This is a genomic window from Vibrio sp. KUL78, assembly GCF_059725505.1.
On record NZ_AP045838.1, the window covers coordinates 969,472 to 984,540 of the forward strand.

10 protein-coding genes are annotated in these 15,069 nt (G+C 44.9%); 5 read left to right on the top strand and 5 right to left on the bottom strand.

Features of this window, described 5'->3' with window-relative positions; translation table 11 throughout:
- Positions 1–52: 52 nt before the first annotated feature.
- Positions 53–949 carry a LysR family transcriptional regulator gene (locus tag AC6I8Y_RS20975; RefSeq protein WP_394149237.1) on the bottom strand — a complete coding sequence of 299 codons (897 nt, stop codon included), beginning with the start codon at positions 947–949 and terminating at the stop codon, positions 53–55.
- 417 nt (positions 950–1,366) lie between these two features.
- On the opposite strand from AC6I8Y_RS20975, the gene dcuC reads away from it, so the two are divergent.
- Positions 1,367–2,734, top strand: coding sequence for an anaerobic C4-dicarboxylate transporter DcuC (gene dcuC / locus AC6I8Y_RS20980; protein WP_234496342.1), 1,368 nt, complete (start codon positions 1,367–1,369; stop codon positions 2,732–2,734).
- Positions 2,735–2,775: 41 nt separating this feature from the next.
- Here dcuC and AC6I8Y_RS20985 read toward each other — a convergent pair whose 3' ends face one another.
- Entirely contained in the window at positions 2,776–3,912 is a 1,137-nt protein-coding gene (locus tag AC6I8Y_RS20985; protein ID WP_498023000.1) for a BamA/TamA family outer membrane protein, read from the bottom strand.
- Positions 3,913–4,137: 225 nt separating this feature from the next.
- Between AC6I8Y_RS20985 and AC6I8Y_RS20990 the strand changes: the two genes are divergently transcribed.
- On the top strand, positions 4,138–4,890 hold the full coding sequence (locus AC6I8Y_RS20990; RefSeq protein WP_498023001.1) for a dienelactone hydrolase family protein: 753 nt from the start codon (positions 4,138–4,140) through the stop codon (positions 4,888–4,890).
- A gap of 91 nt (positions 4,891–4,981) precedes the next feature.
- Here the strand turns inward: AC6I8Y_RS20990 and AC6I8Y_RS20995 are convergent, their stop codons facing one another.
- Together AC6I8Y_RS20995 and AC6I8Y_RS21000 are read right to left on the bottom strand one after the other, a co-directional pair.
- Positions 4,982–8,026, bottom strand: a complete 3,045-nt coding sequence (locus AC6I8Y_RS20995; protein WP_498023002.1) for an efflux RND transporter permease subunit — start codon at positions 8,024–8,026, stop codon at positions 4,982–4,984.
- Between the two features lie 31 nt (positions 8,027–8,057).
- Positions 8,058–9,149, bottom strand: coding sequence for an efflux RND transporter periplasmic adaptor subunit (locus AC6I8Y_RS21000; protein WP_498023003.1), 1,092 nt, complete (start codon positions 9,147–9,149; stop codon positions 8,058–8,060).
- Positions 9,150–9,586: 437 nt separating this feature from the next.
- Here AC6I8Y_RS21000 and AC6I8Y_RS21005 point away from each other — a divergent pair, with 437 nt between their 5' ends.
- The 3 genes from AC6I8Y_RS21005 to AC6I8Y_RS21015 are packed head-to-tail and all read left to right on the top strand — an operon-like array spanning position 9,587 to position 13,885.
- Positions 9,587–10,471 (top strand): cytochrome-c peroxidase, encoded by an 885-nt coding sequence (locus AC6I8Y_RS21005; RefSeq protein ID WP_394149244.1) that lies wholly within the window; start codon positions 9,587–9,589, stop codon positions 10,469–10,471.
- Positions 10,468–13,275 (top strand): PAS domain-containing hybrid sensor histidine kinase/response regulator, encoded by a 2,808-nt coding sequence (locus tag AC6I8Y_RS21010; protein WP_498023004.1) that lies wholly within the window; start codon positions 10,468–10,470, stop codon positions 13,273–13,275. Before AC6I8Y_RS21005 ends, AC6I8Y_RS21010 begins: the two co-directional genes overlap by 4 nt.
- A 22-nt stretch (positions 13,276–13,297) precedes the next feature.
- Positions 13,298–13,885, top strand: a complete 588-nt coding sequence (locus tag AC6I8Y_RS21015; protein ID WP_498023006.1) for an HAD family hydrolase — start codon at positions 13,298–13,300, stop codon at positions 13,883–13,885.
- On the opposite strand, the gene AC6I8Y_RS21020 is transcribed toward AC6I8Y_RS21015, so the two are convergent.
- Complete coding sequence (locus tag AC6I8Y_RS21020) at positions 13,879–14,835, bottom strand: sensor domain-containing diguanylate cyclase (RefSeq protein ID WP_498023008.1); 957 nt, start codon at positions 14,833–14,835, stop codon at positions 13,879–13,881. The genes AC6I8Y_RS21015 and AC6I8Y_RS21020 overlap by 7 nt on opposite strands.
- Positions 14,836–15,069: the final 234 nt, after the last annotated feature.

Here is a 15,069-nt window from a genome sequence, read left to right on the forward strand (position 1 = left end):
TTTTATAATCAATAACACACCTTAGAGTAGCTCTTATGCAAGAAGCTTGGTTCTATGTCTCTTTAAAGGCTTCGATAAGATGGTTCACACAGGCTCGGATCCGATTAGGCTGAAACCTATCTTTATGATAGATAAGTGAAAGTGGTACATCTCGTATACGCCAATCCTCAAACACTGGCACAAGTACACCTTGTCGAATCTCTTCTTCACAGTACACGGCTGGAACTCTAATTAACCCCACACCTTGTTTTGCTGCATTTACCAATACCCGACCATTCTTACAGCTCAGAGCGCTTTCAATAGGTACTTCGATAGATTCAGCGGTGTGAATATGCTCAAAATGCCACTTTTTCACCGACCCTGTAATACATTTATGTTCTCTTAGCTGTTTTGGATGTGTCAGTGCTGGGTTGTTCGCTAGGTATACTGGACTTGCTAGGGTTTGCATCTCGATAGTCGTCAAACGTCTGGCTACATAGCTCGCATCGGCAAGATCGCCCATACGAATGGCGAGATCAAACTCTTCTTCCAGTAAATCAACACGATGGCTGGAAAAATCTAATTCTATAGTGACATCAGGATACGCATTTAGAAACTGAGCGACAGCAACAGCGACCACTTCTTCTCCTAAGTAGCCTCCAACACAATTTATCTTGATATTGCCGCGAATCGTCTCAGTATCATCGACTGCGGTATGTACTGCTTTATCTATCGTATGCAAAGCTTGATCGCAGGACGACAAAAAGCTCAATCCAGCATCTGTGAGCTTCATCGAACGTGTGGTGCGAATGATTAAACTGACGCCCATTTGTTTTTCAAGTGACTGAATTTGACGAGAAACGTGGGAACGAGAAACACCAAGAGCCTCAGCAGCCTTAGTAAAGTTGCCCATGTTTGCCACAAGAACAAAAGCACGAATATCAAGCAGATTTATAGAAGAGTGATACATAGGTTGCGCGCGTATTGGGTATATTTCTATATTGTGTTCGCTGATGGGCAAATTGCAACTATTGTTAGCCTAAACAACGCACTTCTCAATTTTGAGTCAGTGCTACAAGAAAATAAAAGCAATTAAATATCCACTTTGGCCGCCAACCACCTCAAACCATAAAAAGTAGAGCTCAACCCCACTCAAGCCCACATGTGAGCCAGTTAAAATATTCAAGCCTTAAAACAATAACAATATTAACAACTGGAAATATATCATTTAACCAGTTATACACACCATTTTCTCATATGAAAATATTGTTTGTCCTAGATCATCAATATGCCGTACTGCACTCGTGCTACAAAACATTTATCTGTACAGTTCCTGACACATTTAGAAATAAATAGACGAACTTTTTAACAGTATCAGGGGAGATTTATGTTAGAACTGATGATCGGCCTAGTCGTCACCATCACCGTGGGCTATTTTATTGTTAAAGGCTATAAGCCCGCTGGCGTGTTGCTAACAGCGGGGATTTTCCTGCTGCTACTCACCGGTATTTTGGGGCACACTGTACTGCCTGCAAAGATTACGTCGACCGGGAATATGGTCACCGATGCACTGGAATACGTGAAATACATGCTTCAATACCGCGGTGGCGGCTTGGGCATGCAAATCATGTTGCTGTGTGGCTTTGCCTCTTACATGACGCACATCGGCGCGAATAACGTTGTCGTTAAACAATTCTCAAAGCCTCTGTCATTCATCACCTCTCCATACGTACTGCTGGTTGCGGCATACATAGTAGCTTGTTTGATGTCTCTTGCTGTGAGTTCAGCAACAGGTTTAGGTGTACTCCTAATGGCGACACTCTTTCCTATGATGACCGCTATGGGGATTTCTCGTCCGGCAGCTGTCGCGGTCTGTGCATCTCCTGCAGCGATTATCCTATCGCCAACTTCTGGCGATGTTGTGATTGCCGCTGAAAAGTCTGGCTTGGCTCTGGATGTGTTTGCTGTACAAACCGTTTTACCGGTTTCTATTTGCGCCATTATTGTTATGGCAGTCGCTGCCTTTTTCTGGAACAAATACCTAGACAAGAAAGACAATACGCCAATGGAGCGCGTTGATGTCTCTGAGATGGAAGTAAACGCGCCAGCTTTTTACTGTGTGCTGCCTTTCCTACCAATTATCGGTGTCTTTCTTTTCAACGGCCGTACAATCCCGGGGTTAACTCTCGACATCTATACTATTGTGGTCGGTTCTATTTTCCTGGGCGCGCTTGTTGATTTCGTGACCAAACGCTTCAACGGCAAACAAACATTGGAAGATCTCGAGTCTTGTTACCAAGGTATGGCAGACGCATTCAAAGGCGTTGTCATGCTATTGGTCGCGGCGGGTGTATTTGCGCAAGGTCTGATGTCTATTGGCGCTATCGATAACCTACTGCACCTGGCGGACAAAGCTGGGGCTGGCGGTATCGCGCTTATGCTTATCTTGACGGGCCTAACTGTTGCCGCAGCCATCGCAACGGGCTCAGGTAACGCGCCGTTCTATGCATTTGTAGAGCTTGCGCCGTCATTGGCAGCAAAAATGGGACTTAACCCAGCGTTTCTTATCATCCCGATGCTTCAAGCTTCGAACTTGGGTCGAACCATTTCACCGGTTTCAGGTGTTATTGTTGCAACATCAGGTATGGCACAGATCTCGCCTTTTGAGGTTGTAAAACGTACGTCTGTACCTGTGATAGCGGGTTTGATTACCGTGATTCTTGGTACTTTAGTCTTGGTACCAATGACCGTTTAGCACTCAAACTAAAGGGGGCTTGTGCCCCCTTTACGCAACCTCTAGAATGCTTCACCCACTGATAAGTGAAGTGTGCTTTCCTCTGGTCCTCGAGCTACATCAAGTCGGATGTTCATTTTCTTTTGCTCGACGGGTTGCCACCTAAGACCAACGCCTTTGGTCACGACAGTACTCTGGCTTAAGATATCTTGCTCCGCTTCGGCGGTCTTACCAAACCCAACAAAACCAACTAGACCAAATCGCTCCAAAAACGTCCAACGCCCCTCGAACTGCACTTGCACAATATTGTCATTTCTATAGCGACCATGGTTAAAGCCTCGCATTTGAAGTGTCGGTTTCTCATAAAACGGTACATCACCTCCACTGGTCATTCCGGTTAATTGAGAAGCAATGACTAAGTCATTTCTCACACTCCAGTAGTTGCTTGTCGATAGCTTGCCTATATTGTAGTTACCATCCCCACCCCAATTTTGTCCGTAATCCATATAGCTAAACTGGGTATACCAACCTTCAGTTGGGTAATAGTTATCGTCACGAGTATCGTAGTGTATGACGGCACCAAGACCGCCAGATTTTACCCGTTCTTCTTCAGGCCAAAACTCATTCAATTCACGAAAGTTAATGTCGGTTTGCATATAGTTGTATTGGGGACCTATATACCAATGGGAATCAAAGACTTGAAACAGGGCTCGTAACATCACGCCACTCATCTTCATGTCGTACTTGAGTGGATTACCTGCAAATATAGGATCGTTACCGTCCCCATAGTACTTGAGTTTCAGATCACCATGGAAAACCCCACCGGTGTATCTCACTGAGTCGTCTTTTAATGCCCCGTCATGAAAGGCACCAACTAGCCAACTCTCGGTAGAGGTATACATGCCGATAATGCCGGATGTGTCATTATGAGCTTTTGAGCCAGGCTCTTTAGCATGCATATAGAGCCCAACTAACTGCACACCTGTACCCAGCGTTGGGTTTGACATTGGAATGGGTAAGGCGATAAACCCTTGTTTCTCCTCATTGGTTTTACTAGTGCTATCTACTTTGGATTTTTTATCATCAACATGGTCTTTATATTCTGCCGCGATAGCAGACCATGAAGGTACGCTCAAAAGTCCTAATAAAGAGAGGAAAGAAGCACGCCTTAAGCATTGACTAATAAGGTGATTTAACATTAACAACATCCATGTATACAGTTCATTAACCAGTATACACTGAATGGTTTGAAGCGCTAACGCTTGGCCGCCAGTCCAATCATTTAATTGAATATCTCAAACACCACCTAAGCCATTGAGAAAAAATCGATAAATTAAATAGAAAAATTTCTCGCAAATTCATCCATAAAGCATTTCAAGACGTACTAAGCTTTTGATGACAAATGTCAGACAAAAGGGAAAACAATGAAAACAACACTCAAAGGACTTACCGTCTGTGCAGCATTAATGGCGCCTGTCGCATTAGCGGGCGAACATGTTATCTACAACGTAGATGGCGAACCGTATGAAGGTTACTGGGCTAAAGTGAGCAATACCGCTCCGCTCGTACTCTTAGTACATGATTGGGACGGTTTGACCGAATATGAAGAAAAGCGTGCAGAAATGCTCAACGAAATGGGTTACAACGTGTTTGCTGTGGATCTATTTGGGCAAGATGTCCGCCCAACAAAAGTTGAAGACAAAAGGCAGCATACTGGCGAGCTCTATAAAAACCGCGATAAACTCCAAGCCTTGATGGCGGCAGGATTAGCGGAAGCTGGTAAGCTAGGTGGCAACCTCGACAATACGGTTGTCATGGGCTACTGCTTCGGCGGTGCAGCAGCGTTAGAGTCAGCACGCGCAGGTATGAACGCAAGAGGCTTTGTGACCTTCCACGGCGGTTTGAAAACGCCAGAAGGCCAAAACTATGCACAAACTAAGGCACCAATCATGGTTTTACACGGCACGGCTGATTCAGCAATCCCGATGTCCCAGTTTGCAGGCTTAGCGGTTGAGCTCGAAGAGAGCGGCGTTAAACATGAGATGATTACCTATAGCGGTGCACCGCATGCGTTCACCGTATTTGGCTCAGATCGCTACCGTGAAGATGCAGACAAGAAGTCTTGGATGGCATTCACTGGCTTCTTAGAAGAGAAAACTGGCGTTAAGGCTATGTAACGCCTCGACGCCATTTAGCGACTCTTAAACACCAAAAACAGAAAACCCAGGATTGCTCCTGGGTTTCTCTTATTTAATTACGAGTTTGCTCTTAGGCTGGGTTCTTAGCCTTGAACAGAATCGCGTACATAACTGGGATAAACACCAGTGTCAGAACGGTCGCGAAGCCAAGACCAAACATCACCGTAATAGACATGTTTACGAAGAACACATCACCTAACAGCGGAATCATACCCAAAATCGTCGTACATGCCGCCAGCATAACCGGACGCATACGAGAGATCGAAGAATCAATAATCGCGTCGTAGATAGGCTTTTCTTCTGCCTGCATGTCGATTTCTTCGAGGAGTACGATCGCATTTTTAATCAATAGACCTATCAGACTCAATGCACCCAGTAGCGCCATAAAGTCGAAAGCGCCATCAAGTAGTAGTAGACCCGCTGTGATACCGATAATCGCAAGTGGCACCGTGATCCAGATAATCAGTGGCTGACGAACCTTACCGAATAGCAACACGACAACAATGATCATCATGATGAATGACACAGGAATTGCGCTAAATAGTGCGCCTTGTGCTTCTGCAGAGTCTTCATACTCACCACCCCAGTCCATCGTGTAGCCTGGCGGTAGCTCGATCGCTTCAATTTGAGGTTTCAATCGCTCGAACAGCGGTGCTGCTAGCTCACCGGTTGGGTTAGCTGATGCAATGATGGTTGTTAGTCGATCACGACCACGAATCATGGCATCTTCCCAAACCGTCTCAAAACCAACAACTACCTGAGCGATTGGAACCGTGCGTTCAAGTACAGGACTGTATACTTGGGCATCCATCAACTGAGATACGTCTTGACGCTCACTTGCATCCGCTCGGAAGTAGATTGGCAACAAACGCACACCATCGCGATAGATACCGACTTGAGTACCCTCACTAGCCGCACGCAGTGACGCAGTAAGCTCAGTTCTAGTCACACCTAACTGGCGTGCTACCTGCTCGTTAAAGATAGGCTTGATGAGCTTAACTGGTTGACGCCAGTCATTACGTACTTCTTTCGCGCCAGGATCCGCATGCATAATCGCTTCAGCCTGAGACGATAAGTCACGCAGAACTTCAGGATCCGGACCTGCAAAGCGAGCTTCGATCTTAGAGTCACGTCCAGGACCGATACGAAGACTCTTAATCTTCGGCTCGATACTTTCAATGTTGTCCGTCATGAACTGATCAATTTTCGTTTGAAGATCCGCGATCATCTCACGGTTTTCGGTACGAACAATGATCTGACCATAAGCTTTAGTTGAGTCTTGTGGTGTATATACCAGCGAGAAACGAGATGCACCGCCACCAATAAAGGTCGCTGTCCATTCAACACCTTCTTGTCCACGAACAAACTCAGCGACTTTAAGAGTATCATCGCGGGTTTGATGAATGTCCGTTCCTTCAACTTCCCAGATATCTACGAAGAACATCGGCGTATTCGCATTCGGGAAGAAGGCATTCTTAACGAAACCAAAGCCCCAAACGGCAGACACAAACATCGCAAGGATGACGCCTATAGTTAGCACACGCTGCTTGAGTGCGAACTTAAGAATGCCTTTGTAGATAACAAAACCAGCACCAGCGTAAGGATCTTTTTCCTCTTCCCCTTCTTTCTTATCATCTTTCTTGAGTAGCAGCGCACACAACAGTGGTGTTGTAGATACCGCCGTTACCCAACTTAAAGACAGCGAAATGAGGATTACGTAGAATAGAGAACGAGTGAACTCACCTGTGTTACTCTGCGACATACCAATCGCCGCGAACGCAAGGATACCAACCGCAGTACCGCCGAGTAGCGCCCAACCATTCGCACCAACCACTTCACCGGCCGCTTTCATGGCAGGCATACCACGCTTGATCCGTATCATCATACCTTCGGCGACAACGATGGCGTTATCCACCAGCATCCCGAGAGCAATGATCAATGCACCAAGCGAGATACGTTGCAGTTCAATGCCATATAGATGCATCAACGCTAAAGTACCTGCAACGGTGATCATCAGTACCGCACCGATAATAAGACCGACACGAAGTCCCATAAAGGCGAGAAGCACGACAACTACGATAATCAGAGCTTCAACCGTATTGGTCACGAACCCTGCTACCGATTGGTCTACTTCTTGAGGCTGGTTGTAGATGATATCCAGATTCATCCCTAGTGGGATCTGGTTTTCCAAGCTCGCTAGCTTATCTTCGATCAATGCGCCTACTTCTACTACGTTACGTCCGCTTAGCATTGAAATACCAACGGTCAATGACGGCTTACCGTTAAAGTAGATAAGTTTACTTGGTTGGTCGTCGTACTCGCGTGTAACGTTAGCGATATCACCAAGGCGAATAAGTTTCTTGTCGTTGCTCGAGATAAGCAGGTCTTCAATTTCACTCACATGCTTGAACGAGCCCGTTGGCTCGATACGAATATACTCTGGACCAACACGGAATCGACCTGAATCAGACACTAGATTCTGAGACTGAAGCAGATTTTCAATCGTGGCCATATCTATGCCAAGTTCAGCCATTTTCGTGCGAGACATCTGCACGTAAACCACTTCTTTTTGGTCACCATCAATTGAGACTTTTCGCACGCCAGGGACGAGAACAAGCTGCTTCTTAAGATTGTCAGCAACATCTTTTAGCTCTCGATAGGTATACCCTTCGCCGTTAAGCGCCAAGAAACCGCCATATACATCAGCGAAATCATCAACGATTTGTGGCTCGCCAGCGCCCGGTGGCAGTTTATGCTTGTTATCAGCGATCTTACGACGAAGTTCGTCATAAATACCCGGCATTTCGGCAGAGGTATACTCATCTTTAAATTCGATGGTAATGTCCGAGAGACCTTCACGAGTCACTGAGCGCTTGATGCGCTTAACTTGACCAAGCAAACGAACCGCATCTTCGATGTGATAAGTTACCTCATCGTACACTTCCTGAGGCGAAGCGCCTGGATAAGTGGTAATAATCTTGGCTTCTTTGATAGTAAATGCTGGATCCTCCAGTTTACCCATCTCAAAATAGGCTAAGATACCGCCAATGGTCATCAACAGGACCAACAGCCAACTGTTGACTTTATTCTTAACTGAATACTCACCTAAATTCATATAACTTCTCTTCTTGCTGAGTCACAGTGGTTTATTGCGCTTGATCAATCTCTGGCATCAAGCTGACTTCCATGCCTTCAATAAGGAATGGCACACCAACCGTTACAATGCGCTCGCCCATCTCTAGGCCAGAAAGAATTGTGATGCGATCCCCAGACATGGTTGACACCTCAACTGACTTCGGTGCAACAGTATTATCTTCTTGTACGATCCAAACAGTCGCGTTGTGCGCGTTGTCGCTAACCACGGCTGTTGCTGGTACCTGAATTGAACCTGAGGTTTCTTGCAATTTAGAGAAATCAGCTGTCACGTAACCCGTCATACCTGGAAGAATATTCTGGTCTGTTGGCGCTTCCATAGAAACCGTTACTTCGAACGTCTGAGTATCTGAATCTGCTTTTGAAGATACTTCAGTGACTGTTACTGGGTATGGTTTTTCACGAGCGACATCGAAATAAGCAAAAACCGGAATCTCAACAGGATCTTCTGCTTGCTCATCGCGAATCTGACGCACAAGTTTCTCAGGAACATTGAACTTCAGTTCAAGGGTGTTTAGGTTCTGGAATGTAAACACCACTTGTTTCGCTTCAACGTTTTCGAAGTTTTGAATATCACGCTGAGCGACGAATCCGTCAAAGGGTGCTAAAAGTTTGGTGTAGCTAAGCTCAGTGTTGGCTTTATCGTAAGCCGCTTTTGCTCGCGTTAAGTTAGCACGCAACTGCTCAAAGTCTTTCTGAGAGATGAAGTTATCTTTGATCAACTCTTGTGCACGTTTGAAGTCAGCTTGAGTTCTTTGCAACGTCGCTCGAGTATCACGAACGGCAAGTTTGAAGTTTGTATCGTCCAATGTGGCGAGCACTGTCCCTTTCTTAACGTTATCCCCTTCTTTCACAGGAATACTGTTTACTTTGCCAGCGACACGGAAAGCCATATCTGCACGATCCGAAGCGAGCACACGCGCTGGAAATTCGCGGATCATACTTTGGTTTTCTAAACCGATAACGACAGTTTTAACTGGCCTAATTACAGGCGCTTCGACTGTTTTTTCTGGCTCTGGGCTACAACCAGTCAAAGCAACGCCAATCGCTGCTGCCAGAGTAAGAGCACGTAAATGAGTTTTCATAACAACCACCCAATAAAAATTTATAAAAACCAACACAATATTTGGCTAACGAGATCGAATACACGCCATTTCACAAGTTACATTAAGCGTAGCAAAAAGCAACAAACGCTACACAAAAACATAACTTTATAAAACGCATTAGCCACTAATTAAGCAATGTGGCACGTAGAAACTTCCTCTAAGACCACGAAATGCCGACGAGTTCACTATTTTTTGCGTTTTTTTACCTTTTATTGAAATGGTGAATAAGTATCCCATACTGCTACATGAATTCCATATACATGAAACATTTTATGAACATCGTCATTATAAGGTGGATAATTTCTTTAGGTGTAATACTGGTGCTTGCGATGTACCTTATTCTCACTTTTACGTCACCGAACGCCCATACTTCGTCAACAATAAAAGGTCAGAGTCGCTCTGTATATCAAAGCGCTATGGCACTTGTTTCCCCCATTCCTCCTGTGCAGTTAACGCCTAATGAACTCGCTATTGCCAAGTTAGGTATGCAGCTATTTCTTGACCCTAACCTTTCCTCTAATGGACGCGTAAGCTGTGAGTCGTGCCATCACATTTTTACCAACGGTGCGGAAGATATTAAGGTCTCTAAAGGCGTGAAGGGCAAAGGGGTAAGGAATTCTCCTACAGTATTTAACATCGCCCACAATTCACGTTTTTTCTGGGATGGTCGTGCATCAAGCCTGGAATCACAGATGGATGGTCCGGTACACAACCCGCTTGAAATGAATACCAACTGGCAAAAGATTAGCGACTATGTGTCGTCAGTATCGGACTACAAAGATAAGTTCGCGAAACACTTTGAAGGCAAGATCAACGAAGCAAATATAAAAGCGTCCCTCAAATCCTTTATGGTGGCGCTAGACACACCCGCTGCGCCATTCGACCTTTATTTGGATGGAAACAAAAGCGCATTGCCTGCAGCAGCGCAGAACGGCTGGAAAAAGTTCCAAGATCTCGGATGTGTCATTTGTCATCAAGGTACCAATGTAGGTGGTAACCTGTTTCAAAAATTTGGCAACGTAAACAGCACTGGCGAGCAAGAGAAAGACCTTGGTCGTTACAACGTCACTGGAATTGAGTCAGACAAAGGCGTATTTCGAGTTCCCAGCCTGAGAAACGTCGCCAATACCGCCCCCTATTTTCACGACGGCAGAGCTCAAACCTTAGAATCGGCCATAGTTACCATGGCTAGAGTGCAACTCGGGCGCGATCTCGATGCGACAACGATCCTCGAGCTCACTGCGTTTCTCAATGCTCTTACCGCGCCGCCGCCTCCCGTTCTTGAGGAGCTTCTACCATGACACATAGGATATTATCCAGAAGGCGCGTCGAGGCGCTCTACCAGCTTGCCATTGTACTATCCGCTATTTGGTTGATCATTAGTGTGGCCAACAGCCGAGTTAGTGATGCATACCAAAAATCTTACCTAGGCCTATCACACAACATTACTCGTTCTCTCGAAGACATATACTCTTTTGAGTATAACAGTCATAAAACCTATGACAGCTTCTCAAATGAACTGGTGGATATTGAGCTTAAAGCCAATCATCTCTACGAAAACCTAACGCTCAACCAAAAGAGTTACATCGACTGGCTCAGCCCAATTCCCAATGAAGCTGTACTGTTCGGTCGACACATTAAAAATGAGATTCTTGGATTTACTCAACGTCTAGAGAGGCTTCTTAGTGCGAATGTATCCTTTGAATACTCGACAAATACGCTTCGAGAGCTAAAGAAGGAGCTTCTGTCCACTACGCTTTCAGATCAAAACAAGCTCCGCATCTACCAATACTTTGATAACCGCATCAGCCGGCAAGATCTGCCCTCTGATATTAAAACGTATAACGTGGTTATGACAATAGACAGCTATATCAAGCTCAATAACCGCGTTGGCACAGAGATCGACCAAGAAAAGCAGGCACTATTAAACAGTGAAATACACACTCTACTTAATGATGTGAATACTTATTGGCTAGACCGCTCCTCTAATCAACAAAGAAATGTCATTATCTCTAGCGTCTTACTGTTCCTATTTCTCGCAGGCTATATTTACTGGCGTCAATGGATACAACAGTACAGAGAAGCCAAACTCAATCGTGAACTGTTTACCAAAGAAAAAGAGCGCTCGCACCTGGCATTAGTGGTCGAACACGCAAGTGACGCTATCATCATCACAGATAAGTCAGGTTATATCTCATGGGCAAATCCAGCATTCGAGCGTTTATCTGGGTTTGAGCTAGATGAAGTCATGGGCCAAAAGCCGGGCAGTTTCCTTCAGGGAGAAGAGACATCGAAAGAGGAAGTTCAACGCATATCTGCGAGCTTAAGAGAGGGTAATGCGGTTCAATCAGAACTCATCAACTACCACAAAAACGGCACCCCTTATTGGATAGATATTGCAATCACCCCTATTAAAAACCTGAGCAATCAAGTCGAACAATTCATAGCCGTTGAGAGAGACAGCAGTGACAGGAAACGTCTTGAAAGTGACTTGAGACTCGCGGTCGAGAATGCGGATGCCTCTAACCGCGCTAAATCTACTTTTCTCGCTACAATGAGCCACGAACTACGGACGCCACTAAATGGCATCCTTGGTATGGCTCAAATTCTCGAATCCTCGGTCACGCAAAAGCAGCACAAGCAGCAACTGCATATCTTGCTTGAGTCAGGTAATCACCTGCTGTCACTGCTCAATGACATACTCGATATCTCCAAAATAGAAGAAGGCAAGCTTGAACTTGAATCTATCGACTTCGCCGTAGAAGAACTCTGTTCACCTATCGTCAGCACCTATTCCTCAATCTGTAGGGAAAAAGGCATAGAGTTTGAACTAGATAGTCATCTAGAAAAAGGTAAGAGCTACCGAGGCGACAAATCTCGAATTCGACAAGTCATATTTAACTTGCTGGGCAATGCAGTCAAATTCACCGCCTCTGGTCATATTAGAGTAACACTCTCGGGTGAAACAAAAGCCGATAGTACAGAACAGCTCACCATCTCTGTCGAAGATAGTGGCGTTGGTATTCCAGAAGAAAGATTGAAAAGCATATTTGACCCATTTACTCAGGCAGAAGCATCAACGACAAGAAAGTTTGGTGGAACGGGTCTTGGTCTCGCAATCGTTAAAAAGCTCGCGAAAATCATGGGAGGCGACGCAACCGTAACCAGCACCGTAGGCAAAGGGAGTACTTTCACTGTCTCATTCAAGCTAGAGCACGCTGAACCCGTGCAGGCAGAAGCAAAAGCCAATGTCTCGCTCGATGACCAAGCGCTAGCGCAGTCCCTGAAGATTCTGTTAGTTGAAGACAATAAAGTTAACGCATTAGTCGCTAAAACATTTTGTAAAAAACAAGGACATGATGTGGAGGTTGCCGAGAACGGCCAAATTGCCGTTGATAAAGTTAGGGAAAACTCATATGACCTCATCATTATGGACAATCATATGCCAGTAATGGATGGTATAGAAGCAACGCGAGTCATCCGAGAAGAGCTCAAATCAGAGACCGTAATTTTTGGTTGTACTGCAGATGTTTTCAAAGAAGCGCACGATAACTTTGTTGCCGCGGGCGCTAATCATATTTTAACTAAACCACTGCAAAAAGAGAGTTTTATTGATGCACTTCAACGCTATCGACACCTCTTAGTTATGCCTCCTAAAACAGATGCCAACTCCAGTGTCGTCGAGCTAATTAGACATGATTTTACGAAGTCTGATCTACCAACTGCAACAGAAGCCGAACTAAGTATGGATTCGGTTCAAAATGGAAACCCAATCACTTATGCGCTAGTAGCCAACTTTAAGCAAGTTGGCGAAGTGCACTTGAATCGAATCATTTCCAATTACTCAGCAAAAGATACAAAATTGCTTAGTGAAACCCTTAAAATCATTTCGCAGCAGTGTCGCGCTATTGCTCTGCATCGCGTGGTCGACAAAGTAGAACAACTTCAGACCACTTTAAAACTCGACAAGTTACCTGCTTTGGAAGAAGTCCAATCTCTGATAAACCTCGTAGAAGTCAACATTCATGAAGCGACAAGAATACTAGACAAAAACGCACAGCAGACCGACAAGGCTGCGCCAAAGTCGTCTAATATATCTAAGTAGAGATGTACACTAGCGAAAGGACATGCACTTGACTATCAAAGCCGTTGTATTTGACTTGGACAACACCCTAGTATCATCAAATATCGATTTTGAACTGCTGAGGCGAGAGATCGACTGTCCAACTGGTAAGGACTTGCTTACCCATGTTGCTGAAACCAAGTGTGACAATCAACGCAAGATTAGAAACGGCGTCATTTTAGAGCACGAGATCAATGATGCTAAGTCGAGTAGCCTAATGAGCGGGGCGCAGGCATTGCTCGATTGGCTGCTAGCTCAAGATATGCGTTTTGGTATCATTACCCGAAACTGCCGTGAAGCCGCTGAAACCAAACTGAAAGAGCACGCCCTTATTGTCGAGACGCTCATCACAAGGGAAGATTTTCCAGCGAAGCCAGATCCTACAGCACTGTTTCATTTAATGGAGGAATGGAGCTTAGAGAAAGGAAACGTTTTGTACGTTGGAGACCATCAATACGATGTACTCACTGCACAAAACGCTGGTTGTTTAAGCTGTTATATATCCAACTCTTCAGAGCTTTCAGCAAACTATGGCGCAGATTTGCATTATCCGTCTCTAACCGCGCTCCACAGCTACTTAAAGACTCAATAGGTAGTGCTTTTGTTTAAATACATCGCCTTACTGGCAAGCTCTATCAACTCTTCATGGTCGACAGTGTCAAGAGGCGTACAACAGACGACACCGACGCAATAACCAAGTGAGTAAACAGCACTATGCTTTTCATTGAAAGTATCTACCCTATCTTTGAATCGCGTGATCGGGAATTTAGAATCGTTACCTGTTGTCCCTGACATCACTACAACAAATTCATCTCCACCGACTCTAGCAATAACGTCCGAATCCCTGAAGTTGGATTTCAGCAACTTTGCGAACTGGCGTAACGCATCATCACCAACTGAATGACCAAACGTATCATTGATGCGTTTAAAGCTATCCAAGTCAAATAGAGCGATTGTGCAAGGTTCTGCGGCAAAACGACACTTTTGAATGACTTTGCTGGCAAGTGCATTATAGCCCCGTCGGTTTGAAATCTGTGTCAGCTCGTCTATGGTCGAGTTTAGATTCGCGACAAGCTCTGATTCCGCAAGTTTTGCCAGATCGATTAAGTCTTGAACTTGCTGGTCACTTAAGTGCCTAGGTTTGTTATCGATGATACATAACGTCCCTATCTTCACCCCGTTGTCTATCTTGAGCGGGACACCCGCATAGAAACGTATATTAGGTTCACCTATTACCAAAGGGTTGTCGCTAAACCTAACGTCAATAGATGCATCGGGAATAATAAAAGGTTCATCGCCTAATATTGCATGTCCGCAAAAAGATTCTCCTCGCCCCGTTTCTCGAGCGTTGAGGCCTACATTAGATTTAAACCATTGTTTGTCTTGCTCAACTATGCTCAAAAGTGCAATGTCTACATCGAACATTCGCTTTGCCAGTCGAGTGACTCTATCAAAACGCTCTTCAGGTTTTTCTAAAATATTTAACTGTTTAACGACTTTGAGACGGTAGTCATCGTCAAACGGGATTGGCGCTGGCTGCATGTGCTCTTTTTCCTTGGCATGATTCTCGGGGCGTCCCTATGAATAGCTCAGTCACGGAATTCAAACGGAACTACAGACTTAAAATTAGCCAAAATTACCCTGACTTGCCACAAAAGCATCATATTCTTATCGTAAATTTATATGAAATCACACTCTGTTGATAATTATATAATTCGCATTTCGCAAACTAATTGCGTAATGCATTTGCAAACTGGAACTGGTGGGGCTTGATGT

Excerpts from the sequence above, each read along its gene's own strand:
- AC6I8Y_RS21000 (WP_498023003.1), bottom strand. The coding sequence starts at position 9,149 with ATGAAAACTCATTTACGTGCTCTTACTCTGGCAGCAGCGATTGGCGTT.
- AC6I8Y_RS20985 (WP_498023000.1), bottom strand. The coding sequence starts at position 3,912 with ATGTTAAATCACCTTATTAGTCAATGCTTAAGGCGTGCTTCTTTCCTC.
- AC6I8Y_RS21015 (WP_498023006.1), top strand. The coding sequence starts at position 13,298 with ATGCACTTGACTATCAAAGCCGTTGTATTTGACTTGGACAACACCCTA.
- AC6I8Y_RS20990 (WP_498023001.1), top strand. The coding sequence starts at position 4,138 with ATGAAAACAACACTCAAAGGACTTACCGTCTGTGCAGCATTAATGGCG.
- AC6I8Y_RS21010 (WP_498023004.1), top strand. The coding sequence starts at position 10,468 with ATGACACATAGGATATTATCCAGAAGGCGCGTCGAGGCGCTCTACCAG.
- AC6I8Y_RS20995 (WP_498023002.1), bottom strand. The coding sequence starts at position 8,026 with ATGAATTTAGGTGAGTATTCAGTTAAGAATAAAGTCAACAGTTGGCTG.
- AC6I8Y_RS21005 (WP_394149244.1), top strand. The coding sequence starts at position 9,587 with ATGGCACTTGTTTCCCCCATTCCTCCTGTGCAGTTAACGCCTAATGAA.
- AC6I8Y_RS20975 (WP_394149237.1), bottom strand. The coding sequence starts at position 949 with ATGTATCACTCTTCTATAAATCTGCTTGATATTCGTGCTTTTGTTCTT.
- dcuC (WP_234496342.1), top strand. The coding sequence starts at position 1,367 with ATGTTAGAACTGATGATCGGCCTAGTCGTCACCATCACCGTGGGCTAT.
- AC6I8Y_RS21020 (WP_498023008.1), bottom strand. The coding sequence starts at position 14,835 with ATGCAGCCAGCGCCAATCCCGTTTGACGATGACTACCGTCTCAAAGTC.